We start from the raw sequence: 26,371 nt of genomic DNA on the forward strand, positions 1-26,371 counted from the left end.
ACCATGCTGACCCATCCCACCCTCGACCAGCTGCGCCAGCTCGGCCTCGCCGGCATGGCGCGAGCATTCGAGGATCTGCAGAGCCGCAGCGGCGGGGAGCTTGCCCCTGCCGAATGGCTCGGCCTGCTGCTCGACCGCGAGATCGCCGATCGGCAGGACCGGCGGCTGAAGGCGCGGCTGCGGTTCGCCAAGCTGCGGCACCAGGCCAGCATCGAGGACATCGACTGGCGCACCAGCCGCGGCCTCGACCGGCCGCTGTTCCAGAAGCTGGCGCTGGGCGGCTGGATCGAGGCGCGGGAGAACCTGATCATCGAGGGGCCGACTGGGGTCGGCAAATCCTGGCTGGCCTGCGCCCTCGGCCAGAAGGCCTGCCGCGACAACCACTCCGTACTCTACCAGCGGGTGCCACGGCTGTTCGCCGACCTCGGCCTGGCGCGCGGCGACGGGCGGCATGCGCGGCTGATGCGCACGCTGGGCGCGGTGAAGGTGCTGATCCTCGATGACTGGGGTCTCGAGCCACTTGGGCCCGAGCAGCAGCGCGACCTCCTGGAACTCGCCGAGGACCGCTACGGCCGCGGCGCCACGCTGATCACCAGCCAGGTGCCGGTGGACCGCTGGCACGATCTGATCACCGGCAACCCCACCCTGGCCGACGCCATCCTGGACCGCCTCGTCCACAACGCGCACCGCATCCAGCTCCGCGGCGACAGCCTGCGACGGAAGCGGACGGCCGCGACAGCACCAGACGCTTGACCTGAACCGCCTACCCGATGGAGACAACAACCTGCCCGCTGACCAGTAACCACCCGGCCGACATCAATCGGAATGGCCGGCCGACATGAGTTCGGAATACGTGGCCGACTTCGCCTCGGAACAGGCGGCCGACATCGTCGGAATCCACACGCGATGGTCCTGGCCGGCGGCATCCTGCCGGCTGCGCCGCCATCGGGCTGCTCGCTGCGCCGACGCCGCGTGGCCCATTCAGTGACGACCCGCGAGCAGCCACCGAAGCCCTCGGCGCGCAGGTTGCGCCACAGGTCGGCTGAGTTGCGACACCCGGCCTCCCACCGCTCCTCCAGCCGCGGCAGCCACGGGTCCAGGCTGCTGGTGCGGCCGCGGAACACCTCGTCCTCGGCATGCCGCAGCACCGCCCGCACCAGCTTGCGGCTTCGGCCGGTGCGGCGGACGATCTCTTTGATGGCCGTGCCGACAGCCGCCATCGCGCGGATGGCGTTGTTCGCCTCTTGGCGCCGAAGGTAGCCCTCGTACTGCAGACGCTCGGCGGCGCTCAGCAGGTCCGGGTTGATTGCGCCGCGGCTGAGGGCCCGGCGGATCGGGCCCAGCACGGCGCGTACGGCTTCCAGGAAGGCGGCGCTTGCGTTCTCCATGAGGTGCCAGCGATCGGCGACCTGGATCGCATTGGGCGCGGCCTCGCTGGCCGCACGGGCAAAGCCACCTGCACGGTCGCGGGCCACAACATCGATCTCCGGATGCGCGCGCAGCCAGGCCTTCACCGAGGCAGCTTCACGGTCAGGTAGCAGGTCGACGATCCGCCGCTGCTCCAGCTCGCAGATAATGGTGCCGTAGCGCTGGCGCCGCCGCCACGCCCACTCGTCAACCCCGATGACACGGATCGGCCCAGGTCGGGGCGGCGCACGGCTCCGCACCACACGCAGCAGCGTGTCCCTGCTGACCGGCAACATCAGGCGCTGAGCGAGGCCGGCGCCAGGCCGGCCACCCAGCGCCATGCCGAGATGCTGGACCAAACCATCCAGCCGTGAAGTGCGCTGCCCAGAGCGCCCGGCGACCTCGGTCGGCAGCGGCTCCACGAAGGTCTGTCGCGTGCAGGCGGCCGTGAAGCAGCGGAAGCGGCGCACCCGCAAACGAAGTTCGACAATCCGCCCGTGCGAGGGCAGGTCAAGCAGTCGCCGCTGGTAGTGGCTGTGCACTCGGCCGGACGGCTCGCCACAGGACGGGCAACAGCAGGCCGTTGCCGCTGGGTGGGCAAGAATGGTGATGCAGTCGGCGCCGATGTCCAATGCGTCGACCAGAAGACCAGCGGGCAGAAGAGGACGTGGGTCCAGGAGGTGCATCGGTAGCGCTCCCTCGGTGCAGGCTCCCTACATCAACGCCAAAACCAGCACGGAAACTGCGCCAGAGCCCCGTTTCCGCGCCGTTTGACACTCAGTGACAATCAACAACCTAGAGATGAATTGGTGAAGCGGAGCGCGCCCTGGTAGCGGCTATCTTGCCTACGACGTCATCACGTTGCGCCTAACTTCCGAACGCGCGAGACGTTGATACTCGCGCCTTCATGAGACCAGCGGCCTTCGCACTTGCGGCTAGAACATAAGTAGAACATGCTGATCGGCATGGACGCGTCCGACCCTATCGATCCCGAGACCTTGCGGCGCATGCGAGCCGCCTCAAATGCCGCCGTCTCGACGCTAGCAAGAGCGTTGCAGAGGCGGCTGCGGAGGCGCGAGGCCTGGGTTGCGGGTTGCTCCCGGCATTGCCAGTCCCGGCCATTGACGCCGCCGTGGCGGGCATACTCCGCGAGCTCCGCGAGGCCAGGGCGTATGTTCCGGCAGAGCAGCCGGTAGAGCATCAGGGCCAAGTCCTGAGACCGGCCATGCCGGAGGAGGTGGCGGACGCGCTCGCCTAAGCGATGCAGTTAAACGACCGGGGCTAGGCGAGGCGCACAGGTCATGAATATGCGGCTCAGGTCGCCGCCGGCGAGTTGGTGCAGCAGTTGCTCCGCGACGGCGACGTGATCCTCCGGCGCCCGGCTTCGGACCGGACCTGGGGCTGAATCCGCCGATGGACGTGGCTCATTCCGACACGGTCGATTCTCTCGTCATGGTCGCTGCCTGCCCCTTTGTCAGCAGCATCAGAAGAGGTCCTCGCCGCCGCAGATGGCGTGGAACTTTGACCTCCGGCCGACCCTGGTTTGCCAACCGATTGCCCGGTCCAGCAGCGGCGGCCAGTGGTCTAAAGGAGCGGTCGAACACGCTGCGGGCGGCTCCAGAGCACGAAGCGATCCCATACCTACCCGCCCGGCCCGTCGGCCGCGGGGATATCATGCTCATGCAATCCATCGCGGATAACGTAGATGATGCTGCTCACCATGCGACGGTCATTCGCCCGCGCCACGCTCTGCGACCGCGGGACGTCAGGCTCGAGCGCCGGTTCGTAGGAATGTCAGCAGGAGGATCGGCGCGGATGTGGCGGACCTTCCACTTATACAGCGCAGCAGATGGGTAATATCTCTTGAGCCAGCGCGGTATCATTTCCTTCTCTCACTCCTCATCGATTTGGAGATCCTCGGATCCGCGGTTTTGGACATCAGGCTTCAAATCAACCGACGCTTCCTTAAGTCTTCTAATTCAGTCTTTATTTTCTTCCGCAAATCGTAGACACTTTCGTATGTCAAATGGCGCTGGCCTTGAACATCAAATCGAACCTTGTGCCCTTCACGCACTACCAGCACGGTTGGTATTCCCTTGCCCCATGCATATCCAATCTCAAGATAAACGTTTGGATTGTCTCCAGTCAGGATCGCCAGAAGTACGTTGCAGCTCTCGATGCGCCTCTTTATGTGCTGCAAGACATCTCCAGTGTAAACCTCGGCATCCATTCGTTCACAAAGAAAACCTAGCTCATTAACTGGCTCACGTAACCCAAGCTCCCATTCATCAATATACTCTTTAGCAAAAGGCATTGCAACAAAGACATGTGGCTTTTCTTCCGAGACCGCACCAAACTGCATTAGCTCTAGCGTATCCTTTTCAAACTGACCCCTAAAAGCTGCATCATCCCTTCCGAAAGAAAGACGTTGATCCCAAAGTTGTCCTGCAAAAAACTTTAGGAACTCATCAAGATAACCTTGGATTCGCCCATATCTTTTTTTATCTTTTTCGACAATGATGATCGAGATGTCGGCCTTGCTATCAAATCTTTCGGTCGGTTGACCTGCTTCAATAATGCCCGCAAAAAGCGCGAACACTGCTTCTCGCTCGTCGAGGCCGTAGCCTGGGCCGTGAATCGTAATCGCCAACTGTCGCGCGCCCGGCTGTACGACTTTTGCTATGGTAGGAACATTTCTACCAAATTCTCGAATTTGTTGATACCGAAAGTCGCCCAATCGCCCCACACCCACAAAACAAATTAAGGGAGCGGCAATTCTCTCATTGCTTCTAAAGCTTCGATGTTCGCCTCGGCTCAGCGATATTTTATTCGAGATACCTAAGATCTCGGCCGCCCTTAAGTCCGCCCCGCGAAACGCATCGGCGTATTTTAGAATTAAAATGTCGACAGGCATCTTGAATATATCACCATATACGATGGAGATCTTTGATAGTCTATTTTCCAATTCACTCATTACGGTGCCTCCAAACTTGGCGCGAAGCGGACATTCTTAGTTACAAACAGGCATTTTTCATAAACAAGATCAGTTGGCAAGCTGCAAAGCCGCTAATTTGGAAATCCTCCAAATCAAAAACGGATTTTCGCAAAAGGCTCAGGTCGATTTTCCTGGTCATCAGGATCGCACCTTTTGACTGATGTCGGACAGGCATTTCGTAGTGATAATTAAGCTGCCGCGTCAGCTGGCCATTGTGGACCGGAAGAAAAATTACATTATCGCTGACGGCAGCGGTTGTCTCCATGTTATCGTCACGCACGATGGTCAGCTTTATTCGTTGCGGTGTTCTAGGATGGGATCGATGATGTGGGCCTCGTCTTTTTATGAACTATCACCGACATCGAAAGCCGATCGAAGCACCTCGCTGACGCCTCGGTCGAATCTCGCGCGCTGCCGGGCCAGTGTAGCTCATGCACGCCAACAGGTCTGTCGGGAAGACCGTTTCGTTCGATCGCCTAGCTGATAGAATTGTTTTCGGTTTGGCGGCTCGAGCGTACGGAGGACAGATTGGCAGCGGAACAGGTCTCAGAGCGTGACCCGCGCGCGTCGGCAAGGGCACTTAAAGCCGAGCAGTACCTCGAGCACGACCTCGGCGGGCAGCGGCGCTGGTATAGCGAGCGCGCCTTGCGCTTCAAAGCACGCGCGCAAGCGCTTGGCATCGCTATAGTCGCGGCCGGCGCGGCGACCACCTTCCTACAGGTCTTCGGTGGGGCATCACATATCCCGGTGCTGACTGCGCTGCTCGGCGTGACCGTGGCGCTGTTGGAGGGGTGGCGCCAGATCGCGCGCTACGAGGAAACGTGGGCCGCATATCGAGGCGCCAGCGAGCGGATCAAGCGTGAGGTCCGGCTCTATACAAACGGCGCGAGCGAGTACCATGGCATAGCGGAGGAGGAAGAGGCCTTTTTGCTTCGTCGAGAACGTTGAGGCCATTGTTGCGGAGGAGCAGCAGATCTACTGGCGTAACCGAGGCGACCAATCCTCGCCATCAGCAGGACCCGCCCGCTTCAGGTAAGACCGTATGTCCGCCGTGGAGGTTGGTGGCTCGTCCTACAGTGCGCGGGTGAACGAGGGTTGCCCGCAGGGGCGGGCCTATCCTCAGCGCAGGGAGGACGAGCCGTGGAGGATGATAGCACCGTCTTCGTGGGGATCGACGCTGCGAAGCTGAAGCACGCAATTGCTGTTGCGGAGCCCGGCCGAACTGGTGAGGTGCGCTATATCGGCGAAGTTGACGCCAGTCCCGATGTGGTGCGGAAGCTGCTGACCCGGCTGGCCGCGCGGCACGGTAAGCTGCATGTTTGCTATGAGGCCGGACCGACCGGCTACGGCCTTTATCGCCAGGTGATTGCCCTTGGTCACGCCTGCACCGTGGTGGCGCCCTCGCTGATCCCGCGTAAGCCGGGCGACAGGGTCAAGACGAACCGGCGCGACGCGACTGCCCTGGCTCGGCTGCTCCGGGCTGGTGAATTGACCGCCGTATGGGTGCCAGACGAGGCACACGAGGCGATGCGCGACCTGGCACGCGCCCGCGGGGCCGCTGTCGATGATCTGCGCCGAAAGCGCCAAGCGATCTCGTCGATGCTTCTGAAGCATGGGCGCGCATTCCCCGGGAAGACCACCTGGGGCGCCCGACACGAGCGCTGGCTGGCCGAGCAGGCCTTCGACCATCCGCCCCAGCAGTTCGTTTTGCAGGAGCTCATCCTGGCAGCCCGGCACGCCAAGGAGCGGCTGGAGCGCATCGAGGTGGCCATCGTCGAGTTCATGCCGGGGTGGTCGCTGGCGCCGCTCGTCGAGGCCTTGCAGGCACTGCGCGGCATCCGGGTGCCAACAGCGGTGGCGATTGCTGCCGAGATCGGTGACCTCGCCCGGTTCGACAGTGCGCGCCAGTTTATGGGCTATCTCGGCCTGGTGCCGGGCGAGCGCTCAACAGGCGACACGGTGCGCCGCCTCGGCATCACCAAAGCCGGGAACGGACGAATTCGACGGGCACTCGTCGAGAGTGCATGGACCTATCGGCATCCGCCACGCGTCGGCGCCAAGAAGCTCTACCAGCATCGGCACGTCTCGCCCGCGGTGCGCGACATTGCGCACAAGGCGCAGGCGCGGCTCTGCGGCAGGTATCGAGCGCTCTCGGCGCGCGGCAAGAAGCTGACGGTCGCCGTCACCGCTGTCGCACGTGAACTCGCAGGGTTCATTTGGGCGATCGGGAAGGAGGTGAAGTCCGCGTAGGCGCAGCCCACCCACGCTGCGGTCATAGGGCTGGGCAAGGGTGGGGGCGAGGCAACGGCAGGGGAACTCCCGTCTGACGCTTTGTGGCCGGTCAGACCGACGCCCGCAGTAAGATCGGGAACGCCCCGGACGCATAATCGGAGATGCGGTAGCCAACCCGCGGATCAGAGCTTGATCACCGACGTCTATCCGCCTCGCCTCCTCCCGTGTTCGGCCAGAGTCAGGCAACCGCCTCGCGCGGCGATCCCAGCTGCAGAAAGCTCTTGAAAGCGGACATCAGAGCGTCGCGGCGACGACAGGGGCGGAATTGCGTTGACGGTAGGCACCGTTTGATCTCTGGCGTCTACGCTGCGATGTCGGATACCGCGGCAGGGTTATTTGGCTTCCAGTTCCACGGCAGCAGTGAGCCCAGGTCGGTGGCCTTGGTCTGCCCGGAGACGATGCGTTCCAGCACATCTGTCAGCCAGGTCATCGGCTCGACGCCGTTCAGCTTGGCGGTCTGGATGAGTGTCATCGCGATCGCCCAGTGCCGCGCTCCGCCATCGCTTCCGGCAAACAGTGCAATTTTGCGAGTGAGGGCAATCGGACGGATGGCGCGCTCGACCACATTCGAGTCCATCTCGACCCGCCCATCGTCGAGGAACAGGGTCAGGCCCGGCCAATGCCGCAGAGCGCAGCGAATGGCCTTGGCCAAGTCCGAGGCGGCGGAGACGCGGTCTTGATGAACCTGTAGCCAGCCATGCAGGGCCTCGACGATGAGTCGACTTCGCGCCTGCCGCACCTGTCGCCGGTGTTCGGCGGGATGGCCGCTGATCTGGGTCTCGATCGCGTAGAGCGCCTGGACCTGTGCCAGCACCTCGGCCGCGAGCGGCGACTGGGTGGATACATGGAATTCGTAGAAGTACCTCCGCATGTGCGCCCAGCAGAACGCCAGGCTGACCGAGGCGTTGGTGCGGTCGCCCGCCAGCCGCTTGAACCCGGGATAGCCATCCACCTGCAGCACGCCCTGGAATGCCGCCAGGTGCCCTGTGGGCCGCATGCCCTTGCGATCCTCGGAGTAGACATAGGCCGCCACCGGGTGGCCCGGGCCGCACCATGGCCGGTCATCGACCGCATAGCACCAGAGCCGCCCGGTCCTGGTCCGGCCGCGGCCGGGGTCCAACACCGGCAGCGTCGTGTCGTCGGCGAACAGCTTGGCGGAGGACAGCGCCGTGCCGAGGAGCAGGTCATACAGCGGGGTCAGCCACCAGCAGGCCCGGCCGACCCAATTGCTCAGCGTCGATCGATCGAGCACCACGCCCTGCCGCGCCAACATCTGCGCCTGGCGGTACAGCGGCAGGCTGTCGCAGAACTTGCTGACCAGCACATTCGCGATCAGCGCCTCCGTCGCCATGCCGCCATCAATCGGCCGCTCCGGCGCAGGCGCCACCACTACGGCACCCTCGCAGGCGCGGCAGGCATAGCGCGGGCGGCGGGTGACGCGGACCCGCAGCTGGGCGGGCACGATGTCGAGCTGCTCGGTGCGGAGCGCGCCGATGGCATGCAGTGCGCTGCCGCAGCAGGGGCAGTCACGCTGCTCAACGTCGATCAGCACCTCGTAGCGCGGCAGATGCTCCGGCAGGGCGCCGTGGTTGCGCCGGGGCGGTGCTGTGCGGCGGCGGCCCTGCCGCGCCTCCGCCGCATCCTGCCCCGCCTGGTTCTCGGCCATCGTCTGCTCGAGATCCTCGAGCCCGAGTTGCAGCTGGTCCGGGCTCAGCTGCTCCGACCGGCGGCCAAACTGCTGACGCAGCAGACGCTGGATCAGCAGCCGCAGCTTGTCGTTCTCGGCATGCAGCACGCCGTGCTGATGCGCCGCATCGGCGACCACCTCTCGCAGCATCTGCTGCAGGATGGCGGGGTTGTCGGGCAGCGTGTCGAGGTCGATCTGCACGCCGCGATGGTGCCGGATGCCGTCGCGTCGGACCTACCGTTTCCAGCTGAATCGCGGCGCTGTTACTCAGCCAGTTCCGGCCTGCGGCGCGGCACCGGGGCACGCCATTCACAGCCGTCGAGCAGCGCCGCCAACTGCGCCGTGGACAAGGCGATGCAGCCTGTCGTCGTGGTCGTCGGCCAAGCGAACTGGCCCTGCTCAAGTCGCTTCGTCAGCAGGCACAGGCCAACCCCATCGTGCCAGATCAGCTTGATCAGCCCGGCCCGGCGGCCACGAAAGGCATAGACGGCACCGCTGAATGGATCCTCCGCCAGGCCCTGCTGCACGAGCATCGCCAGGCCCGTCATCCCCTTGCGCATGTCGGTCACGCCGCAGGCCAGCCAGACCCGCAATCCGGCAGGCGGGGCGATCATCGGCGACCCACCGCGGCCAGCACGCGACGTAGCGCCGCCTCGTCCACCGCCGCCCCCACCCGCACCGTCACACCATCCGGCAGCACGATCTCGATCCGGGCCGAGGTGTCGACGGAGAGCGCCGTCCTAGGCGCCGCCTGCTGCATCGGCGGCTCCGCTGCCGCCTCCGCCCCGTCCGGCACCGCGGAGACCGGCGCGAAGCTCGGCGGCATAGGCAGCCGCGCCTTGAGCTGGCCTTCCATCATCTGCCGACGCCAGGTGTAGAGAAGCCCACTGCCGATGCCATGTCGCCGTGCCACCGCGATCGGCGAGCCGCCCGGCTCCAGGCTCTCCATGACGATGTCGCGCTTCTGCTCGGGCGTCCAAATCCGCCGTCGCTCGCCGCGGGTGATGACCTCGACCGGCGCCTCGCGCAGCTCATACGATCAATCGTATGAGCATCCTCAGCCTCGATCGGCAGCGTCTGCGCTTTGCCCATGACCGCCTTCGATCACAGGGCTAGCCCGCGCCGCAATGTGCCGCCGCCGCGACGCTTACGTCTACAACCGCAAGCTCGTCGATGATCGTTAGCCTGGCATCGGCCACCGCGGCCGCCACCACCTCCTTGGCGGCGACCTCCACCAGCGCAGCAACTGGATGAACTCCTTTGCCGGGGTTGCGCACGCGCGCCTCCAGCAGGTGACGCAGGTGCTGGAACGCCGGCGGCAAGGCCCAGCACTGCAGTGCCGCCGCTTGGTCCAGCGCGCCCGGCTTGGTCTCAATTGGGGCAAGGTAGTTCAAGATTTCACAGGACCATTCGCGCCCTCCTGCGGCGCACCCTCCCGCAAGCAACGTGCCACCTCAAGGCAGATCTGCGCGAGGCACTCGCGCTGCTCGGACGGCGGCATCTCCGCGATCGGCCGCTTCGGATCGTGCGCCGCCTCCTTGGCCGCGAGCGCCGTCCCTTCGAACGGCGCCCGCCTGGCATGGACCCAGAACAAACGCATTAAGTCGTGTTCGGAGGCCCTCACCAGGAAGGGCAGTTCGTGCTCCCTGATGAACGCTGACGACAGGAAATCCGGTGTCACGAGCAGTAAGCACGCTCTCGAGGCCGACATGGCACGCTGGATCTGCCTCTCAAAGTCGGTGCCTGGGGCGATCTCGCTGTCTTCCCAGACCTCTACGGACCGTTCGGGCATAGAGCGCAACTGCGTTTTCACTGTTAGCAGCAGGTCCCGGTCTGCGCGAGCGTAGGAGACAAATAGCTTAGTGCGTTCGAACTCCGCGTCCTGGAACGCGAAGTGGTCAGCCAGCAGCATCATAAGCCCCTCGGCGAGACCCCGGGCATCGGCCTTCGTTTGGATGCCGTGGCCGAGCACCCGCTCAAAGCTGGTCCGCGAGACGCCCCAAACGCCGGCGGCGTGCCACCGCTGGCCCATCTCTGCGAACACCGCAGCGGCGTCGCCCCCCGCACTCGCAACAGGAAAGACTGCCCTCCGCTCCTGCATCGCGTGGGCATACGTGCGGTAGGTGCCGCCGATCCCGCCAATGAGGATCGCCACGTCGGCAAAGCGCAGCGCCTCGACCCACTCGGCGGGACCGGTGTCGACCGAGACGACGCGGCCTCCTTGGAACACCGGTTCCGTGCCGCGGGGCACCACCTGGATCAGCAGGTCGCTGAGGGCGACGTTGGGTCGCGCGGCGGCGAGCGCCACCGCGAAAGCCTCCGCAGCCATGTAGTCGACGCCGTGCCAGCCGCCGACCACGAGGCCGTGACCCTCCCGGGCGAGGGCCGAGCCGATCGCCTCAGTCGGCCACGTAGTCGTCTCGGCCAGTCCGAAACGCCTTCCGGTTCCGGCAACCAGGGCCCACCGCGTCCGCATGAGTTCCGCTCCCGTCCGAAATACGAAATTCGCAGAACTTCGCGCAGGCCTGCAAGCCTGCTCAACACATGCCGTGGGTCGGAGGTCATGGATCAGCGTACGCGTGGACGCGGGTACCCTCAGCAGACGCGAGGCGGGTGTTCGATGCTGGTTGCAGACGGCATTGCCGGCGCAGTCGGCGGTCGAGGTGTATTCCATCCGCACGGCATTGGTGTTGGCCCAGGCGACCTCGTATTCGCAGTCGGTGGCGCTGCCGGTGTGCCTGGCCACGATCGGCGAGCAGGCCTCCATGAGCAGCGCGTGGCCGATGATGGCAGTGCCATCCGTCTCGTTCAGGAAGGTAACCGCCACGTCGGGGTCGAGCTGCCGCAGCTCGAACTTTCAGTCGTCCGGCAACCACGGAGCAGTCCCAAATGTCGAAAACGTTGAGCTTACCTTGTTTTCGATACTTCCATAGATTGCCCAAACGATAACAGGTCGTTGCTAGCGCGCCAAAGCAATGCGTTAATCAGTATGGCTGACGGGGAGGCACCGCCGATGTCGCAAGAGTCCGTCCAGTGAGCGTCTGCCTTTTCATCTCACACGCTGGTGCGGACAGCGACCGGGCGCTTGCCTTGGCCGACGCGATCGAGTCTGCCGCGCGGAGCACCGGCCTCGACCTCACTGTGTGGCTGGACAAGCGGCCCGGCCGCCTGCGTGCCGGCGAGCCCTGGCAGGAGCAACTCGAGCACGCGGTCGAGCACGAGGCGACCGCTTTTGCGCTGCTGCTGACGCGCGAGGGCGCGCGGAACTGGGTACGCTTCGAGGTACGCGCCGCGCTCGATCGGGTGGTGAGCGAGCAGCGCAATGGGCGAAGGTTCCCGTTCATCCCGATCATCGCCGACGATCCAGCCGATATCGGTCTGTTGCCAGCATTCGCCCGACAATTCCAGGGCGTCCGGCTCGATCAGGGACCGGCGGGCATCCAGGAGTTGGTCCGTGCCGCGGTCGACCTGCCAACGGGCGCGCCGGTGGCGCTGGTCGAAGAGCCGTTCATGGGCCTCGACGCTTTCGGGTCGGAGGATGCCGCCCTGTTCTTCGGGCGTGACGCCGAGGTGAAAGCCCTCGTCGCCAGGCTCAAGAAGACCAACCTTCTCGTGGTCGTCGGTGAGAGCGGGGCCGGCAAGTCATCGCTCGTCAAGGCTGGCCTGATCCCCGCCGTCCGCGAAGGCGCGCTGGCTGACCCCCTGGGCAGGCGCCCCGACGCGGCGGCGTGGCACGTCGTGGAGATGCGGCCGGGGCGGGATCCCTTCGAAGAACTTGTCAAAGCTGCGCAGTCCGCGGCACGGGCAGCGGGCGTCCCGGCCGACACGATACTGGCTCTGGGCCCGGCGCTCCGCAGCCGGAACGCGTCCTCCATCCTTGACGCGCTGCGGCTGTCGGGGCCTCACGATGCTAAGCTGCTGCTCGTCGTCGACCAGTTGGAAGAGCTGTGGACGCAGACGATCGACGACCAGGCCCGCACGGATTTCCTGGATGCGATGCTCCTGCTGGCGCCGCCCGGCGAGACCAGCCGGCGCATCGTCGGCACCATGCGCCGGGACTATTTCAATCTTTGCGCTGATCACACGCCGCTCTGGAACCGGCTGAATGCCGACGATAAGGCCGGTCGCTTGCTGCTCGGCGCGATGGGCCCAGAGGGGCTGCGGGCCGCCGTCGAAAAGCCGCTCATGCTCGCTGGCATCGCCGCTTCCGATGCCAAGGCGCTGGCCGATGCCGTGCTGCTCGACGTCACCGACCAAGCCGGCAACCTCGCGCTGCTCGAAATGGCGCTGACCGAGGCGTGGCGCCGTCGTCACCTCCATGGCGGCGACCTCGTCGTGGCCTACGACGCCATCGGGCGGCTCGAAGGCGCGCTCGCCACCGCGGCCGAGGACGTCTACCTCAATGCGGCCCAGGACCCCGAGATGCTGCTGGCGTCGGAGCGTACCGTGGCGGAGGCGCTGTTCATGCGACTCGTCCGGGCGGGCGACGGCGGCGGCTTCACACGTCGCATCGCGCATGAGGACGAGCTTTCCGCCGATGCACTGGTAGTGGCCAGGAAGTTCACCACCAGGCGATGCCGGCGGCTGCTTGTCTCGGGACGCGGTCGGCCGCTGGAGGGCGACGACGAGGCAGTTGGGGAGGAGGCGGGTGCGGGCAGCGTCGAGCTCGCGCATGAGCAGCTCGCCACGCAGTGGGCGCGGCTGCGGCGCTGGCTGCGTCGCAGCGGCGAGGAACCCCTGCGAGGCCGGGACAAGCGGATCCTCGATCGGCTGATGGACGCCGCGCGGCGCTGGGCAGAACTAGGAAGGCGGACGGAAGACGTCGCTCAAGGCGGGGATCTGGACGACTACCTGGCGTTGGCCGGGCGACACAAGGACTGGCTCTCGCCTCTCGAGCGGGACTTCCTGGAGCAAGGCAAGGTCGCGCGTGCTGACCGGGAGCGTGAGCGGGAGAATGCGCTGAAGACGATACGGGAGCTGGCGTCGCGTCGCCTGTGGCAATTGCGCGCGGGCTCAGCGGTCGCATTGCTGTTCCTTGGTCTCGCTGGCCTGCTCGGCTGGCAGTGGACGACAGCAGCACGGCTTGCCAGGAGCGAAGCCAAACAGCGGGACGCCGCAGTAGCCAGTGCGGGGCTCGCCGAAGCGCGTCTAATACAAGCTCAGCGCCGCGAGGCGCTTCGTCTTGCGCCGCTGGTGCGACAGGAATTGGCACGCGGCGATGCCACGACGGCGATGTTGCTGGCCCTCGAAGGCCTACCGCGCGACCTTGAGAAGCCCGACAAGCCCTTGGTCGGCGAATTGGCCTCGGCGTTGGATGCCGCCCTGGCCGCGCCGCGCATCGAACTCATCTCGCGCGGCCACCAAGATGAGGTGTACGCCGCGTCGTTCAGCCCGGACGGGGCGCGGGTGGTGAGCGCGGGCCGGGACGGCACGGTTCGGCTGTGGCAGGCCGATGGCAGCGGCGCGCTGCTGATCCTGCGCGGCCACGTAGGCTCAGTGCGCGCCGCGTCCTTCAGCCCGGACGGGACGCGGGTGGTGAGCGCGGGCTATGACGGCACGGTGCGGCTGTGGCGGGCCGATGGCAGCGGCGAACCGCTGATCCTGCGCGGCCACGAGGGCGCGGTGATCGCCGCGGCGTTCAACCCGGACGGGACGCGGGTGGTGAGCGGGGGCGCTGACGGCACGGTGCGGCTGTGGCAGGCCGATGGCAGCAGCGCGCCGCTGATCCTGCGCGGCCACGAGCGGGCGGTGAACGCCGGGTCCTTCAGCCCGGACGGCGCGCGGGTGGTGAGCGCGGGCCGGGACGGCACGGTGCGGCTGTGGCGGGCCGATGGCAGCGGCGAGCCGCTGATCCTGCGCGGCCATGTGCGGGTGGTGTACGCCGCGTCATTCAGCCGGGACGGGACGCGTGTGGTGAGCGCGGGCGAGGACGGCACGGTGCGGCTGTGGCGGGCTGATGGCAGCGGCGAGCCGCTGATCCTGCGCGGCCACCAGGGTGACGTCTACGCCGCGTCGTTCAGCCCGGATGGTATGCGGGTGGTGACCGCCGGTGTTGACGCCACGGTGAGGCTGCGGCTGGCCGATGGCAGCGGCGAGCCGCTGATCCTGCGCGGCCACCGGGGAGGAGTGTTGGGGGGAGGAGTACATGCCGCTTCGTTCAGCTTGGACGGGACGCGTGTGGTGAGCGCGGGCTATGATGGCACGGTGCGGCTGTGGCGGGTCAATGGCAGCGGCGAGCCGCTGATCCTGCGCGGCCACCAAGGTGACGTCTACGCCGCGTCGTTCAGCCCGGACGGTATGCGAGTGGTGAGTGCGGGCGATGACCAAGTAGTGCGGCTGTGGCGGCCCGATGGCAGCGGCGAACCACTGATCCTGCGCGGAGCCGAGGATGGGCTGAACGCCGCGTCGTTCAGCCGGGACGGGAGGCGGGTGGTGAGCGCGGGCGCGCGCGGCTGGGTAGGGCTGTGGGCGGCCGATGGCAGCGGCGAGCCGCTGAGCCTGCGCGGCCACCGGGGTGACGTGAAAACAGCATCGTTCAGCACGGACGGTAAGTGGGTTGTGAGCGCGGGCCGCGACCGCGGGGTGCGGCTGTGGCGGGCCGACGGCAGCGGCGAGCCGCTGATCCTGGGCGGCCACCAGGATGAAGTCTACGCCGCGTCGTTCAGCCCGGACGGGACGCGGGTGGTGAGCGCGGGCGTTGGCGGCACGATAGGCCTTTGGCGGACCGACGGCAGCGGCGCGGCACTGTTCCTGCGCGGCCACCGGGATACGGTGTACGCTGCGTCGTTCAGCCCGGACGGCACACGGGTGGTGAGCGCAGGCATGGATCGCACGGTGCGGCTGTGGCGGGCGGACGGCAGCGGCGCGGCACTGATCCTGCGCGGCCATCAGGATAACGTCTACGCTGCGTCGTTCAGCCCAGACGGCACACGGGTGGTGAGCGCAGGCGATGACGGAACCGTGCGGTTGTGGCGAGCCGACGGCAGCGGCGAGCCGCTGATCCTGCGCGGCCACATGGGTCGGGTGCGAGCCGCGTCGTTCAGCCCGGACGGGACTCGGGTGGTTAGCGCAGGCGATGACGGAACGGTGCGGCTGTGGCCGTACCCGGCAACCGATCGACTGCTCCTTGAGCGCGCGCGCGGGTCAGTGCCGCGAGAATTCGCCGGCCCGACCGGATCGGCCGTTCCGCTTGTGCTGACGGCGGAGCAGCGTCGCCGCTTCTTCCTGGAAGACGCCGCCGATGCAAGCGCAGCCACACCTCGGCCGTGACGACGCCAGCGGGACAAGCCCGGCGCCACGCCCGGACATCGGATCGAGGAACCACGCCATGCGCACAGGAAGATAAGGGCAAGCCATGACACCTCCGGCAAACGACGCGGCCGCGGTGCCGAGTCTGCGGACCATCACAAGCTCGAATGAATACCGGTCGCGGGTTGCCGAGTTCCCCGAGCGGGATACGATGGCCGTTCGCCAGCAGACCTGGCTGTTCCGCCTGCTCGGCGCGCTCAATCTCCTTGTTCTCGGCGTCGGTGTTCTCAGCGGCCTGATCCTCGCCGGCTCGGTTGCCGGACAGACGTGGTCGGCATGGAAACCGCAGATCGAGACGGCAACCTGGGTCTGCTGCGTGGCAATCACAGTCTTCACGATCCTCGCCACGATCAGTGGCCAGTTCGTGCGCGACGGCGACCGGCTGGGACGCTGGCGCGCGCTCCCGTCCCAGGCCGAACTCGCCCGCGGCCAGAAATTTGCAACGCTCGCGCGGCTCGCGGCGGCTGCTGGGCCTGGACCGGCTCGCGAGACTCTGGACGTCGTCTGTGCCGATCTCCTGGAAGACCAGCGCAAGTACTATACGCGACGCGCGGAACGCCATCGCTCCTCAGCCGGGATCACCAGCCTCTGGACTGGCGTCGCCCTTGCCCTCTCCGCGCTGGCGAGCGCGGCGGCGTTCTCCCTGCTGTTCGACGTCCGCACCGAATGGCTCTTTGTCGTAGGCGTCCTCGCCACGGCGGTAAGCGCCTATGTCATCGACCGCGAAAATCTCTATCGCGATCGCAGCAACGCTGATCTCTACGATCGCACGGCGGAGAAGCTGCGGGCGCTGGCGTCCGGCGTCGACCGCGTCGCCGCCGAAATCGCGTCGGGCAACCCGCAGGCCGTGGTGGCTTTCACCGACCTTGTGGTCGAGGAGTTGCAGGCGGAGCATCGCCAATGGCTCGTGGCGCTCGACGTCACGGCGGATCAACTCAACCGGCTCGATGAACGCCTCCGCGCGGCCCGCGCCCGGACCGGCCGTGAGTCGCCCGGCGCGGCTACGGTGCAGGCGACGCCATTGACAGGCTCCGCAACTTCGGCGCCGCCCGCCGCCTCCGTGACGAGCGGCAGCGCGGCGGCGGAGCTCGCGCGTTGGAGGCCGCTCCTCACCGCGGCGGCAAACGCCCTGCCGGCACCGCAGGCGGAGCGCGCTCGGCTTCTTTTGGCGGAACTCTCGACCGTCGTGGCCCCGCTCGACAGCGCGGCGCCGGCCAGCTCCAGCATCGCCGCGGCAGCCGCGCTCGCCGATCGGCTCCGCGCCGAGAACCCCTTGGGCCAATGGCTGACGACCGCGCTACCCGCCCTCGCGCCCACTCTTGGAGCGGTACTGCCGCCGCTCGGCGTGATCCTTGGCATTGCCGCGATCGGCGCCCGGCTCAGTGAGGACGCGTATCGGCGATGGGTTGCCAGGGTGCTGCAGGCGCCGTTCTCGCCGGGCCTGATCGAGCCGCAATCCGTGACCTCGAACATGGTGCTGGCCGTGTCCGACGTCAGCACCCTTGAGACAAAACGGCGATGTTGAGGAAAGGAGGATTTCTGGCTCATCGTAACCCCCAGGAGAGTGAAGATGAGCCAGAAATCCTCCGCCCCTGCCGCCAAGCCGCCCGCCGAAAAGCTGGTGCGCGACATTCGTCGCGCGACCCGCAAGCACCACTCGGCCGAGGACAAGATCCGCATCGTCCTCGAAGGGCTACGCGGCGAGGAGAGCATCGCCGCCCTGTGCCGCCGCGAGGCCATCGCCGAGAGCCTCTACTACGCTTGGTCCAAGGAGTTCCTGGAAGCCGGCAAGCGCCGCCTGGCCGGCGATACAGCGCGCGCCGCGACCACCGACGAGGTCAAGGAACTCCGCCACGAGGCCCGTGCTCTGAAAGAGGTCGTCGCCGAACAGGCGCTCGAGCTGCGCTTGCTTAAAAAAAGCATGATCGCGGCTGGGGACGACCGCACATGAGATGTTCCGCCGCCGAGAAGCTCGAGATCATCCGCCTCGTCGAGCAGTCTCACTTGCCCGCGCGGCGCACGCTGCGCCAGTTGGGCATCCCGCCAGCGACCTTCTATCGCTGGTATGACCGCCACCAGCGTGGCGGCCCAGAAGCCCTGGCCGACCACCCCTCGCGCCCAGATCGCGTCTGGAACCGCATCGCCGATGCAACGCGCGGTCAGATCATCGACCTGGCGCTGGCCGAGCCCGAACTCTCGCCCCGCGAACTAGCCGTGCGCTTCACCGATGATGCGCGCTATTTCGTCTCCGAAGCCTCGGTCTATCGCCTGCTCAAGGCGCATGACCTGATCGCCAGCCCAGCCTACATCGTGGTCAAGGCGGCCGAGGAATTCCACACCAAGACCACCGTGCCCAACCAGCTGTGGCAGACCGATTTCACCTACCTCAAGGTCATCGGCTGGGGCTGGTTCTACCTCTCCACCGTGCTCGACGATTTCTCCCGCTACGTGATCGCCTGGAAGCTGTGCACCACCATGGCGGCCAGCGATGTGAACCGCCCCGAGTTTGCTGGAGGCCCCAACTGTTGAGAGGATGGGGTCATGACGAAGAAGACGTCGAACCGCTTTTCGCCTGAGGTCCGGCAGCGTGCGGTGCGGATGGTGCTGGACCATGGAGGCGATCATGCCTCGCAATGGGCTGCAATCGCCTCGATTGCAGCCAAGATTGGATGCACCGCGGAGACGCTCAGGAAGTGGGTGCGGCAGGCCGAGCGCGACGCGGGCCAGAGGCCTGGCGCGACGACGGAGGAGCGCGAGCGCATCAAGACGCTGGAGCGGGAGAACCGCGAGCTGCGGCAGGCCAATGAGATCCTGCGCAAGGCGTCGGCGTATTTTGCGATGGCGGAGCTCGACCGCCGATCAAAGCCATGATCGCCTTCATCAACGATCATCGCGAGGCATACGGGGTCGAGCCGATCTGCAGGGTGCTGCCGATCGCCCCGTCGACCTACCACGCCCTTGTCGCGCAGCGCGCCGATCCCGCCCTGGGCTCGGCCAGGTCGCAGCGGGACGCGCTGCTGCTGGCAGAGGTGCGGCGCGTCCATGCCGAGAACTTCGGCGTCTACGGCGTGCGGAAGGTCTGGCGGCAGCTCTGCCGCGAGGGCATCGCGGTGGCCCGCTGTACCGTGGAACGCCTGATGCGGCGGATGGGCCTGCGTGGCGTGGTCCGCGGCAAGGAGACCAGGACCACGATGGCCGACAAGGCCTCGCCTTGCCCGACCGACAAGGTGAACCGGCAGTTCCGGGCGCCGCAGCCGAACGTGCTGTGGGTGTCGGATTTCACTTATGTGGCGACGTGGCAGGGCTTCGTGTACGCGGCCTTCATCATCGACGTCTTCGCCCGCCGCATCGTCGGCTGGCGGGTGTCGCGGACGGCGCATGCAGGGTTTGTTCTTGATGCCTTGGAACAGGCGCTGCATGAACGCCGTCCGACGCGGGGCGGCCTGACCCATCATAGCGACAAGGGGGGCGCAATATGTTTCGATTCGGTACACAGAGCGGCTTCTGGAAGCCGGGATCGAGCCCTCTGTCGGCAGCGTCGGCGATTCGTACGACAACGCGCTCGCCGAGGCCGTCATTGGTCTGTTCAAGACCGAGGTGATCCGGCGCCGCGGCCCCTGGCGTTCGCTGGAGGCGGTCGAGTACGCCACCCTGGAGTGAGTGGACTGGTTCAACCACCGCCGCCTCCTCGAGCCGATCGGCAACATGCCGCCAGCCGAGGCCGAGGCCCGCTACTACGCTCAGCTCGAGCCAGCCGCCATGGCGGCCTGACTCAAGCTCACCGGCCTCCGGCGAACCCGGGGCGTTTCAGAGCGGCCGCATTCAGCCCTGGGAAACTTGACCCCGAGGGCCTTCGCCGACCATGGTCAACCAGCCCAAAAACTTGCGTAGACCCGGACCAGAGACGGGGGCCGGACCACTCCGGTATAAACCCAACTTCTAGGCGGATCACTTCAAAGGGGGAGGATCACACCGCTGTGGCTAATTGCATCAAGCTGTTCATCAGCCACGCCCACGAGGACGTTGGAATAGCGCAACGTATTATCACGATGATAGATGCGGCCATGACCGTTCCAACAGGTGCGATCCGTTGCTCATCTGTTCCTGGCTATAGGCTCGATTTAGGAGCTATGGCGCCAGATGCGCTCCGGCAGGAACTTGCATCTTCCGAAATTGTCATCGGCATACTCACGCCACACAGTCTTACGTCGCAGTGGGTGCTTTTCGAGCTCGGGGCGACATGGTCGCAGGCCAAAAAGACATTACCATTGCTTGGGGGAGGCCTTAAGGATAAGGATATCCCCGGCCCATTTCGGGGCGCTGCGGGCGGCCAATTGCAGGATATTGTAGCCCTAAGTCAGCTTCTTGAACAGGTAAACGAAACCCTCGGCTGGTCCAGCAGGAACCGCCTTGCTGCCGTCGGCCATATGAGCCGCCTCGCCGCATACGTTGAGAACAAGTCGTTCTTCGACGATGACGTTGAGCAGGAGGTTAAGGCGACCTTTGGGGCTAAGCGGGCCCGCATCGGAGCGACTCAAGGCGACATCGTAGATTTTATCGCTCGTCAGCGAGGGCCTCGGGTCAATATTCCGCAGGAAGAGATAATCAACCAATTTAGATCGGTTCAAACGGATCTCTACTATCGGCTTGAGCAGCTCCGTTACCTAGGTTTCCTGAGTCGGCAGCAGACTGGAATGAGGGGCGGTAAGCCGGATTTTGGCTGGTCTCTTTCGAAAAAATACGAGGACGAACTAAGGTGAAATCTGCCGCTTTCGCACGGAGTTTCGGACGCGTCTGTGGTTTCTGAACGTTAGTGTGGAGGTTTGCTGAGAACTGATCCGGCGTTGGAGTGAGCCCCTGCGGCTGGACCACTTGGCGCTCTGGAACTGACACGCTGGCCGGGCCTTCAATCAGGAGAAGGTCGTATCGTCCCGAGGCCCCTACCGCCGCCGCTCGCCGCAGTTCAGGCTTCAGTTGTGCCAGGACATCCGCAGCGGCGCCATCGGCCGCCGAGATGCGGCCAGGCACCACAACCTGTCAACCAATCTGCTTCAGCTCTGGCTGACCCAGTACAACCGTGGAGAGCTCAGCAGCGAGAAGGCAGACGCCTCTATCGTTAACAAGGACGAGGGCAGGATCGCCGCGCTGGAACGCGAGGTCGGTCAGCTCACAGTGGAGCTTGACTTGGCAAAAAAACGCCGCGCCTGCGCCTCGTGAGCAACAGCAAAACATCATCGATCATCACCGGCCCCAGGCCTGCTTCATCCGAAGGGGGTGCCAAGTGATCGAGTTACCGCGCAGCAGCTACTACTTTCAAGCTCAGGAGGGCGATGCCGCATTAGAGGACAACGAGCTGGAGGAGCTCATCGGCACCAGCCAAGATGAGTTCCCCGGGTACGGCTACCACAGGGTGACGCATGAACTCAGGCGCCGTGGCCAGGTAGTGAACCACATGTTTCGTGGTTCCCCAATCGGGGGCAGGTCAACCCTTGAACGCTATCCTGCTCCATGGCGTGGTCTCCGCCCGGCGCGACAACACCAGGATTTGCGTTTTGAACTCGCCGGAGACTCCGCCACTCCGATTTCCCACCACTTCCGCGACAGCACCGTTGACCGCGGCGCGGCGGGCTGCATCATCGCTGTACCAGCGCAGGAAGCCATCGCGCTTCGGCTTGGCAATGCGCGTCTTCCACGGGCAATCGTCGCGCGCCTTCAGAGTCTCGTATGAACAACAACCTTTCCATGAGGCTCCTCCTGTCAATCGGCATCCACGCTGTTGACGCACCGGCAGGCTGGGGACTGGTGCCGCTCGTGCCGCAGGCCGCCGCCGGCCCGCGCAACCTTTCATCCGGTCGGGTCTCGAGGACAACTCGACCATATAGGAGCTTTGGAGCCGTCACCACCGCCCGACGGCGACAGAATCAACATAGGCCCGATTCGGGAACGGGCTGCTAAGCTTTTCGCATGCTTTCTTCACCGACGCCCACTCGCTCAGTGAATAGAAGTTCTTCCGCAAGAATTTGGATGAACCGCCCATTTACATGTTTGATTTTCTGGAGCTCCCGAAGAATATATTCCTGAACTTTTTCTAACACCTCTAGTGCCGGCGGCTCGCCGTCAGTTGAGCGTAATTCGCTGAACGCAGTGCCAACTGCTGGCCTCCCTTGCTTCCAAGATGCGATGCAAATTTCCACGAACTGCTTCGACTCGCCCTCCCTAAGAATTCCAAGGAGCGGCGGATCGTCATGTTTGCTGTCTGAAAGCACAAGCCCGAATTCCTGCGCCTCGGTTTCTATCTGTGTTAACTCCTTCTCTAATGCAAATACTTTATCGGGTTTTGCATTCCATGGTGCAGCCTCGATTTTCTCCATGTAGGGGAGGATCCTCTGCCTAAACCGGATCGCAAGAATGAGCGAACTCAACAGAATTGATGTTCGCTGTCGCAAGTCAAAGCCACGAGGGCGAGTCGGGATGAAGACGGCATAGCAGGTGCGAGCCTTGCTCTTGAACGGTTCATATCGCGCTAGAAGAACTCTATAGAATTTTCCATCCGATTTCGAGACACACAGTCCAACAGGCTGCTCCGGAACTAAATCCAAGGAAACTTGCCCGGCCGCTTTTTCGATATCGGTCACCCATGCCGCGTCATTTCCATTTTCGCCTTGGCACTGAAGCTTTATCTCCCCCCAAGTAGTGTCGGCGCCATTGATTCCAAAGATACTGCTAAGTGATGATTCGTAACTTGTAATTTTGGTGTCAGCCGTCAGCAACACGGGTTTACGTCCCACAGTCGGCGGAAGTCTGAAAGAGATGCGAGGCTGTAGTACGATCTCTGGCAGCTTTTCTTCAGCCTGCATGTCCAAGAAGGCGCGGATCACCTTTTTAGTGCCTTCTCGAAGTAAATTTCGGACGTTCGTGTCAGATAGATCGCGAAGAGGTTCTTCCCGCGATCGCCTGATAATCGCCTCGAACAAAAAATATAACTCAGTATTCTCGAATGCGATGTTGTCTTCGATATTGGGCCTGAGATCAAGCGGCCGGCCCAGGCGGTCTTGGCCGGAAATAAAAGTGCTTTGAAAATGCGAAAGCTGTCTAGGCCTCTTATCATCATGAATTGCAACCAGCCGGCTCTTGATCAGACTTTCACTTTTTTCCGAAACTAACTTTTGTCTAAATTGGCCTGCTTCGTACAGGCACCAGCCCATATCTCGTTCGAGGCGCGGTGCCCCACTACAGACGATGAGGAACCACTGGGAGGCGCTGATCGAGCGCGCTAGTTTAGACTCATACTCATCACCTGCTTCGAGACCTGAATGGTCTATGAACACGCTCAGCTCTGGCGAAAGGGCTAGCAGGCTTTGATTTAATGCCACCGCAATCGGTGCATCAGTATGATTATAGGATATGAAGACACCGATGCTCATTTCAGACTCCACTCAATAAGGTTTGCAGACGGCTAATGAAACTGTCTGGGGGCTGTCTCAGCCATCGGCTGGTCTCAGAGATGCTTCGCGAATTTAAACAATACTCAAGGTTGATGAGGGAGTTCGGTGTCGAGCGGCGGCTGATCATATAAACGCAGGACGCGGGCTTACACCCTGTACCGTACACTCAAAGGGTTCCCTACCGCCTGCGGACCTGCAAGGCATCGGCTTCTCGCTCCAAAAAAAACACTTTGAACTCGGAATACGGCCGGAAGCATAAGGCAACTAAGTTGCCGGAGGGGAAGCCGAGCTTCACGTCACACCGAGACGTGACTCGTCTACATCCGGCCGGCTCTGTTGCGCAGTAGGTGGCGGCTCTTGGCGATCCTTCCCTCAAAAGGCGTGACTGTTGTACCGCCCGCGGATGCTGAAACACCGAACTGTAGCCGATGCGGCGAGAGCCGAGGATGAAAGCTGATCCTGTCAAACAGCGCCGGCGGCCTGAAGCCGTGTCGCCCGATCTGCCAGGTTGCATTGAAGATTTCGCGGAACTCGATCAGCGCCTGCCGCAGCTCCTCGACGGTGTCGAAGGTCCGCACCGAGAGCAGGTTTTCCTTCAAGGTGCGGATCAAGCGTTCCGCGCAGCCATTGCCCTCCGGCGCGCGGACGAAGGCGGGTGAAACCTCGATGGCCCGGAAACGGGGCTCCCTCTGGAAGACATCGGACAGGTACTGCGAGCCGTGGTCGTGGCGGACGGTGAGGCCCGCCGCGATGCCCTTGGCAAAGCCGCCGAAGCAGCGCCGCACGCTCCAGCGCAGCGGCTCGAGGGCTTGAAGCAATTCGCGTTCCGGGCGTGGAGGCCGACGCACTCGGCGCTGCAATGGTCGACGGCGACGAAGACCGCCGCTTGGCCCTCGCCAGTCCAGGTGGTGGTGAGGTCCGTAAGCCACGCCTTTGGACTGCGTCGCGCTCCGTCTGCCGCACATACTACCGAAGCGTCTCGGCGGTACATCCAATTTTGGCTGCTATCGAGGCGAATGCAGCCCATCGAGATGCATAATCCGCCAACGTGGTCTAGCACCATACGCACCGCACGCTGCCGGACCTCAGGCGAAAATCGGTTCGACGTCTTCTTTTTCATGACCCCATCCTCTCAACTGTTGGAGCCTCCAGCAAACTTGGGGCGGTTCAGTCAGATAATCCGTGCGCGATCCATCAATTCAAGCAGGTAGCTTCGCGCGAGTCTTGCATTCAATGCGCTCTTGTCCACGACATCCACGCGCTCGATCGTCGGCTCGCCTTCTTGGGCGGCAATATGGCGAGTGAGCACAGGTACGTAGTCGTTTGGGTAGTCAAGCAGGCGAAGCAGATCGACCACCGATGCCCGTTGCAGGTCGGCGATGTGCATTGGATCTTGCAGCAGGGCATCGCCAAACCAGCGACGCAACAGCTCGGCGGTTATGTCGACCTTCGCCGCTTCCTCGTTGGCGTGTGATCCAAGCTGATCGCTGAATGCAGCACTCCAGCCGTCGAGTAGTTCGTGGATCTCTGCGTCCACCGCGTTGTATTCAATTGGACGTTCCCGCAGCCATTGCGAGAATCTGTTGAGTTGAGGCAACCTGGAACCGATGATGGAAAGGATTGCGCTCACGGAAAGCTGCCCAACAAAGCGCTCCTCGACGGGTGATGCCGTCGTGGGTACCGCTAGACCCGCGGCCGCCGGCGATTTTGTAAGAGTTGTGTTGACCACAAGAATGCGTCGGGCCTGAGTCAGCCGTTCTGCAAGTGTGGCTATTAGATAGAGGCGTGTAGACCACCACGTCGTCGCAAGATCGAGCTTCAAGGCGCGCTGGTTATCGCCTGCGGCGACGATGGCTTTCGTGATGCCGTATCCAGCAGAGGTATCGCCTGGGGTGCCGGCATTCGGGCCGAGTGCCATCGCTGGTTGTAGGTCAAGCTGGCGCGTTAGACCGGCCATCGTGACCGCAGCGCTGACGCGTGCCTCCAGGTCCGTCGGCGTAGTGAACCAGGATACGACCAGCTCCTGCTGTAGCATCTGCCTGAGAGCGCGAATTTTGTTGGCATCTTTGGGTGCCTGAGCACGCATCACGTCGTGACCGTCGATCAAATGCGGCGGCCACGGATACTGCTCGTCGAGAAGGAAGGCCATGATTGGGAGCTTGCGCTGCACTGCGCGAAGATACTCGTAGTGTGTAATGGAGGTCTGGCCGTGAATTGCCCCTCCCACGACGGGGATGTTGATCAGTGCAGGCTTCTGAGGGTCAGCGGCTTCATCAGTTATGTAGCCGTAGCGCCATGCGAAAATCCCGACATAAGCCTCGCTGCGATCGACCATTTCTATGACCTTGGCCAGCGGTGCCGCCGATCCGGCAATCATGTCCTCCATCGCCAGCACCTCATGCCCCAGCTGTCTCAGAACCCGGATCGCTGCAGAGCGGTGCTCCCTTAGATCTTCGAAGGATGAGGAGACGAAAATGCGCATGATCTTCCTCGCTCGAGCGGCACGTCGTTGCACAGGTCAGCCCGTCTGGCGCCGTCGGCAGGTTGCCGAGGAGGGCGAGCCTTCGGCTTTTGAGGTTGGACCCAATTTGCCATTCATGGCCACCATGATCGTCAACGCCGCATCCCACGGCAATCCCACTCGTAACGAATTGAGGCGAGTACGACGCAGGCTTGGCCGTCCGGCCCCGCCTACGCTCCGCTCTGTGTCAACGGCGGAGCAAAACCAGGCCAGCGTGGCGGAGTAAAACAAGGCCACTGGCGGCATCGCGGCGGCGGACGTGACCGGTGTCAGCACCCTTGTGACTGAGGTGGTCCCTGGATCTCGGACAGGTGGTTAAGCTCGGTTCGCCTGCGAGAAGGATGGACCCGGATGACGGGCAAGCGGACGCGGTATTCGGCGGATTTCAAGGCGAAGGTGGCGCTGGAGGCGCTGCGTGGTGAGCTGACGACGGCGCAACTGGCGGCGAAGCACGGCATTCATCAGACGATGGTCGGCGAATGGAAGCGGCAGGCCATGGAGATGCTGGCGGCGGTGTTCTCCGGCAAGTCAGCGGCCTGGCTGATCGAGCGACACGGCTTCAGGCCGCCCACCGCCGTTCGGCAGGATCAGCTTTCATCCGCGGCTCTCGCCGCATAGGCTGCAGCTCGGTGTCTCAGCATCCGTGGGCGGTACAGCGGACAGGCTCTCGGTTCTTCGTTACAGGACGCGCGAGTTCCGCTACACGGTGAGGTAAC

16 protein-coding genes, 7 pseudogenes and 1 other annotated feature are annotated in these 26,371 nt (G+C 64.1%); of the genes and pseudogenes, 11 read left to right on the top strand and 12 right to left on the bottom strand.

Annotated elements, in window-relative coordinates; all coding sequences use genetic code 11:
• The first annotated feature begins 3 nt into the window (after positions 1-3).
• A complete protein-coding gene (istB, locus tag ACLF3G_RS23580) occupies positions 4-753 on the top strand; it encodes an IS21-like element helper ATPase IstB (protein ID WP_430671849.1) in 750 nt (249 codons plus the stop codon).
• 332 nt (positions 754-1,085) lie between these two features.
• On the opposite strand, the pseudogene ACLF3G_RS23585 reads toward istB, so the two are convergent.
• The 3 genes and pseudogenes from ACLF3G_RS23585 to ACLF3G_RS23595 all read right to left on the bottom strand — a co-directional run.
• Positions 1,086-2,093: pseudogene (locus tag ACLF3G_RS23585) on the bottom strand (ISL3 family transposase); the annotation flags it as partial.
• A 1,259-nt stretch (positions 2,094-3,352) separates the two neighbouring features.
• Entirely contained in the window at positions 3,353-4,381 is a 1,029-nt protein-coding gene (locus ACLF3G_RS23590) for a hypothetical protein (RefSeq protein WP_430671850.1), read from the bottom strand.
• Between the two features lie 40 nt (positions 4,382-4,421).
• Positions 4,422-4,682: a hypothetical protein gene (locus tag ACLF3G_RS23595; protein WP_430671851.1), complete on the bottom strand. Its 261-nt coding sequence runs from the start codon at positions 4,680-4,682 to the stop codon at positions 4,422-4,424.
• Between the two features lie 248 nt (positions 4,683-4,930).
• Between ACLF3G_RS23595 and ACLF3G_RS23600 the strand changes: the two genes are divergently transcribed.
• Positions 4,931-5,350: a DUF4231 domain-containing protein gene (locus ACLF3G_RS23600; RefSeq protein WP_430671852.1), complete on the top strand. Its 420-nt coding sequence runs from the start codon at positions 4,931-4,933 to the stop codon at positions 5,348-5,350.
• A gap of 192 nt (positions 5,351-5,542) precedes the next feature.
• Entirely contained in the window at positions 5,543-6,652 is a 1,110-nt protein-coding gene (locus tag ACLF3G_RS23605; RefSeq protein WP_430671853.1) for an IS110 family transposase, read from the top strand.
• Positions 6,653-6,995: 343 nt separating this feature from the next.
• On the opposite strand, the gene tnpC is transcribed toward ACLF3G_RS23605, so the two are convergent.
• From tnpC to ACLF3G_RS23630, 5 genes are all read right to left on the bottom strand, one after another.
• The gene (gene tnpC, locus ACLF3G_RS23610; RefSeq protein WP_430671866.1) at positions 6,996-8,531 is read right to left on the bottom strand and encodes an IS66 family transposase; all 1,536 of its coding nucleotides are present in this window, start codon (positions 8,529-8,531) and stop codon (positions 6,996-6,998) included.
• 113 nt (positions 8,532-8,644) lie between these two features.
• Entirely contained in the window at positions 8,645-8,995 is a 351-nt protein-coding gene (gene tnpB, locus ACLF3G_RS23615; protein ID WP_430671854.1) for an IS66 family insertion sequence element accessory protein TnpB, read from the bottom strand.
• Positions 8,992-9,411: an IS66-like element accessory protein TnpA gene (gene tnpA / locus ACLF3G_RS23620; RefSeq protein ID WP_430671867.1), complete on the bottom strand. Its 420-nt coding sequence runs from the start codon at positions 9,409-9,411 to the stop codon at positions 8,992-8,994. The genes tnpB and tnpA overlap by 4 nt, the downstream gene beginning before the upstream one ends.
• A gap of 82 nt (positions 9,412-9,493) precedes the next feature.
• The gene (locus ACLF3G_RS23625; protein ID WP_430671855.1) at positions 9,494-9,775 is read right to left on the bottom strand and encodes a hypothetical protein; all 282 of its coding nucleotides are present in this window, start codon (positions 9,773-9,775) and stop codon (positions 9,494-9,496) included.
• Positions 9,772-11,208, bottom strand: a complete 1,437-nt coding sequence (locus ACLF3G_RS23630; protein WP_430671856.1) for a toll/interleukin-1 receptor domain-containing protein — start codon at positions 11,206-11,208, stop codon at positions 9,772-9,774. The genes ACLF3G_RS23625 and ACLF3G_RS23630 overlap by 4 nt, the downstream gene beginning before the upstream one ends.
• A 206-nt stretch (positions 11,209-11,414) precedes the next feature.
• Between ACLF3G_RS23630 and ACLF3G_RS23635 the strand changes: the two genes are divergently transcribed.
• From ACLF3G_RS23635 to ACLF3G_RS23665, 7 genes and pseudogenes are all read left to right on the top strand, one after another.
• Positions 11,415-15,650: a TIR domain-containing protein gene (locus ACLF3G_RS23635; RefSeq protein ID WP_430671857.1), complete on the top strand. Its 4,236-nt coding sequence runs from the start codon at positions 11,415-11,417 to the stop codon at positions 15,648-15,650.
• A gap of 85 nt (positions 15,651-15,735) precedes the next feature.
• The gene (locus ACLF3G_RS23640; protein WP_430671858.1) at positions 15,736-17,214 is read left to right on the top strand and encodes a hypothetical protein; all 1,479 of its coding nucleotides are present in this window, start codon (positions 15,736-15,738) and stop codon (positions 17,212-17,214) included.
• Positions 17,215-17,259: 45 nt separating this feature from the next.
• Positions 17,260-18,182: pseudogene (locus ACLF3G_RS23645) on the top strand (helix-turn-helix domain-containing protein); the annotation flags it as partial.
• Positions 18,183-18,230: 48 nt separating this feature from the next.
• Positions 18,231-19,460, top strand: a pseudogene (locus tag ACLF3G_RS23650) (IS3 family transposase).
• Positions 18,515-18,631 (top strand) — a sequence feature (AL1L pseudoknot). (Overlaps the previous pseudogene by 117 nt.)
• Before the next feature lie 239 nt (positions 19,461-19,699).
• Positions 19,700-20,449, top strand: a pseudogene (locus ACLF3G_RS23655) (hypothetical protein); the annotation flags it as partial.
• 214 nt (positions 20,450-20,663) lie between these two features.
• Positions 20,664-20,906 carry a hypothetical protein gene (locus ACLF3G_RS23660; RefSeq protein ID WP_430671859.1) on the top strand — a complete coding sequence of 81 codons (243 nt, stop codon included), beginning with the start codon at positions 20,664-20,666 and terminating at the stop codon, positions 20,904-20,906.
• A 64-nt stretch (positions 20,907-20,970) separates the two neighbouring features.
• Positions 20,971-21,417 carry a hypothetical protein gene (locus ACLF3G_RS23665; protein ID WP_430671860.1) on the top strand — a complete coding sequence of 149 codons (447 nt, stop codon included), beginning with the start codon at positions 20,971-20,973 and terminating at the stop codon, positions 21,415-21,417.
• A 223-nt stretch (positions 21,418-21,640) separates the two neighbouring features.
• Here the strand turns inward: ACLF3G_RS23665 and ACLF3G_RS23670 are convergent, their stop codons facing one another.
• The 4 genes and pseudogenes from ACLF3G_RS23670 to ACLF3G_RS23685 form a co-directional block, all read right to left on the bottom strand.
• On the bottom strand, positions 21,641-23,113 hold the full coding sequence (locus ACLF3G_RS23670; RefSeq protein ID WP_430671861.1) for a toll/interleukin-1 receptor domain-containing protein: 1,473 nt from the start codon (positions 23,111-23,113) through the stop codon (positions 21,641-21,643).
• A 393-nt stretch (positions 23,114-23,506) separates the two neighbouring features.
• Positions 23,507-24,062: pseudogene (locus ACLF3G_RS23675) on the bottom strand (IS3-like element ISMtsp5 family transposase); the annotation flags it as partial.
• Positions 24,063-24,103: 41 nt separating this feature from the next.
• A pseudogene (locus ACLF3G_RS23680) lies at positions 24,104-24,254 on the bottom strand (IS3 family transposase); the annotation flags it as partial.
• Positions 24,255-24,305: 51 nt separating this feature from the next.
• Entirely contained in the window at positions 24,306-25,616 is a 1,311-nt protein-coding gene (locus ACLF3G_RS23685) for a DUF4062 domain-containing protein (RefSeq protein ID WP_430671862.1), read from the bottom strand.
• A gap of 390 nt (positions 25,617-26,006) precedes the next feature.
• Between ACLF3G_RS23685 and ACLF3G_RS23690 the strand changes: the two are divergent.
• Positions 26,007-26,192 (top strand): annotated as a pseudogene (locus tag ACLF3G_RS23690) (transposase); the annotation flags it as partial.
• Between the last annotated feature and the right edge of the window lie 179 nt (positions 26,193-26,371).

The organism is Falsiroseomonas sp. HC035, assembly GCF_050563525.1.
Classification (GTDB): domain Bacteria; phylum Pseudomonadota; class Alphaproteobacteria; order Acetobacterales; family Acetobacteraceae; genus Falsiroseomonas.

Excerpts from the sequence above, each read along its gene's own strand:
- ACLF3G_RS23685 (WP_430671862.1), bottom strand. The coding sequence starts at position 25,616 with ATGCGCATTTTCGTCTCCTCATCCTTCGAAGATCTAAGGGAGCACCGC.
- ACLF3G_RS23640 (WP_430671858.1), top strand. The coding sequence starts at position 15,736 with ATGACACCTCCGGCAAACGACGCGGCCGCGGTGCCGAGTCTGCGGACC.
- tnpB (WP_430671854.1), bottom strand. The coding sequence starts at position 8,995 with ATGATCGCCCCGCCTGCCGGATTGCGGGTCTGGCTGGCCTGCGGCGTG.
- ACLF3G_RS23670 (WP_430671861.1), bottom strand. The coding sequence starts at position 23,113 with ATGAGCATCGGTGTCTTCATATCCTATAATCATACTGATGCACCGATT.
- ACLF3G_RS23590 (WP_430671850.1), bottom strand. The coding sequence starts at position 4,381 with ATGAGTGAATTGGAAAATAGACTATCAAAGATCTCCATCGTATATGGT.
- istB (WP_430671849.1), top strand. The coding sequence starts at position 4 with ATGCTGACCCATCCCACCCTCGACCAGCTGCGCCAGCTCGGCCTCGCC.
- tnpC (WP_430671866.1), bottom strand. The coding sequence starts at position 8,531 with ATGCTGCGAGAGGTGGTCGCCGATGCGGCGCATCAGCACGGCGTGCTG.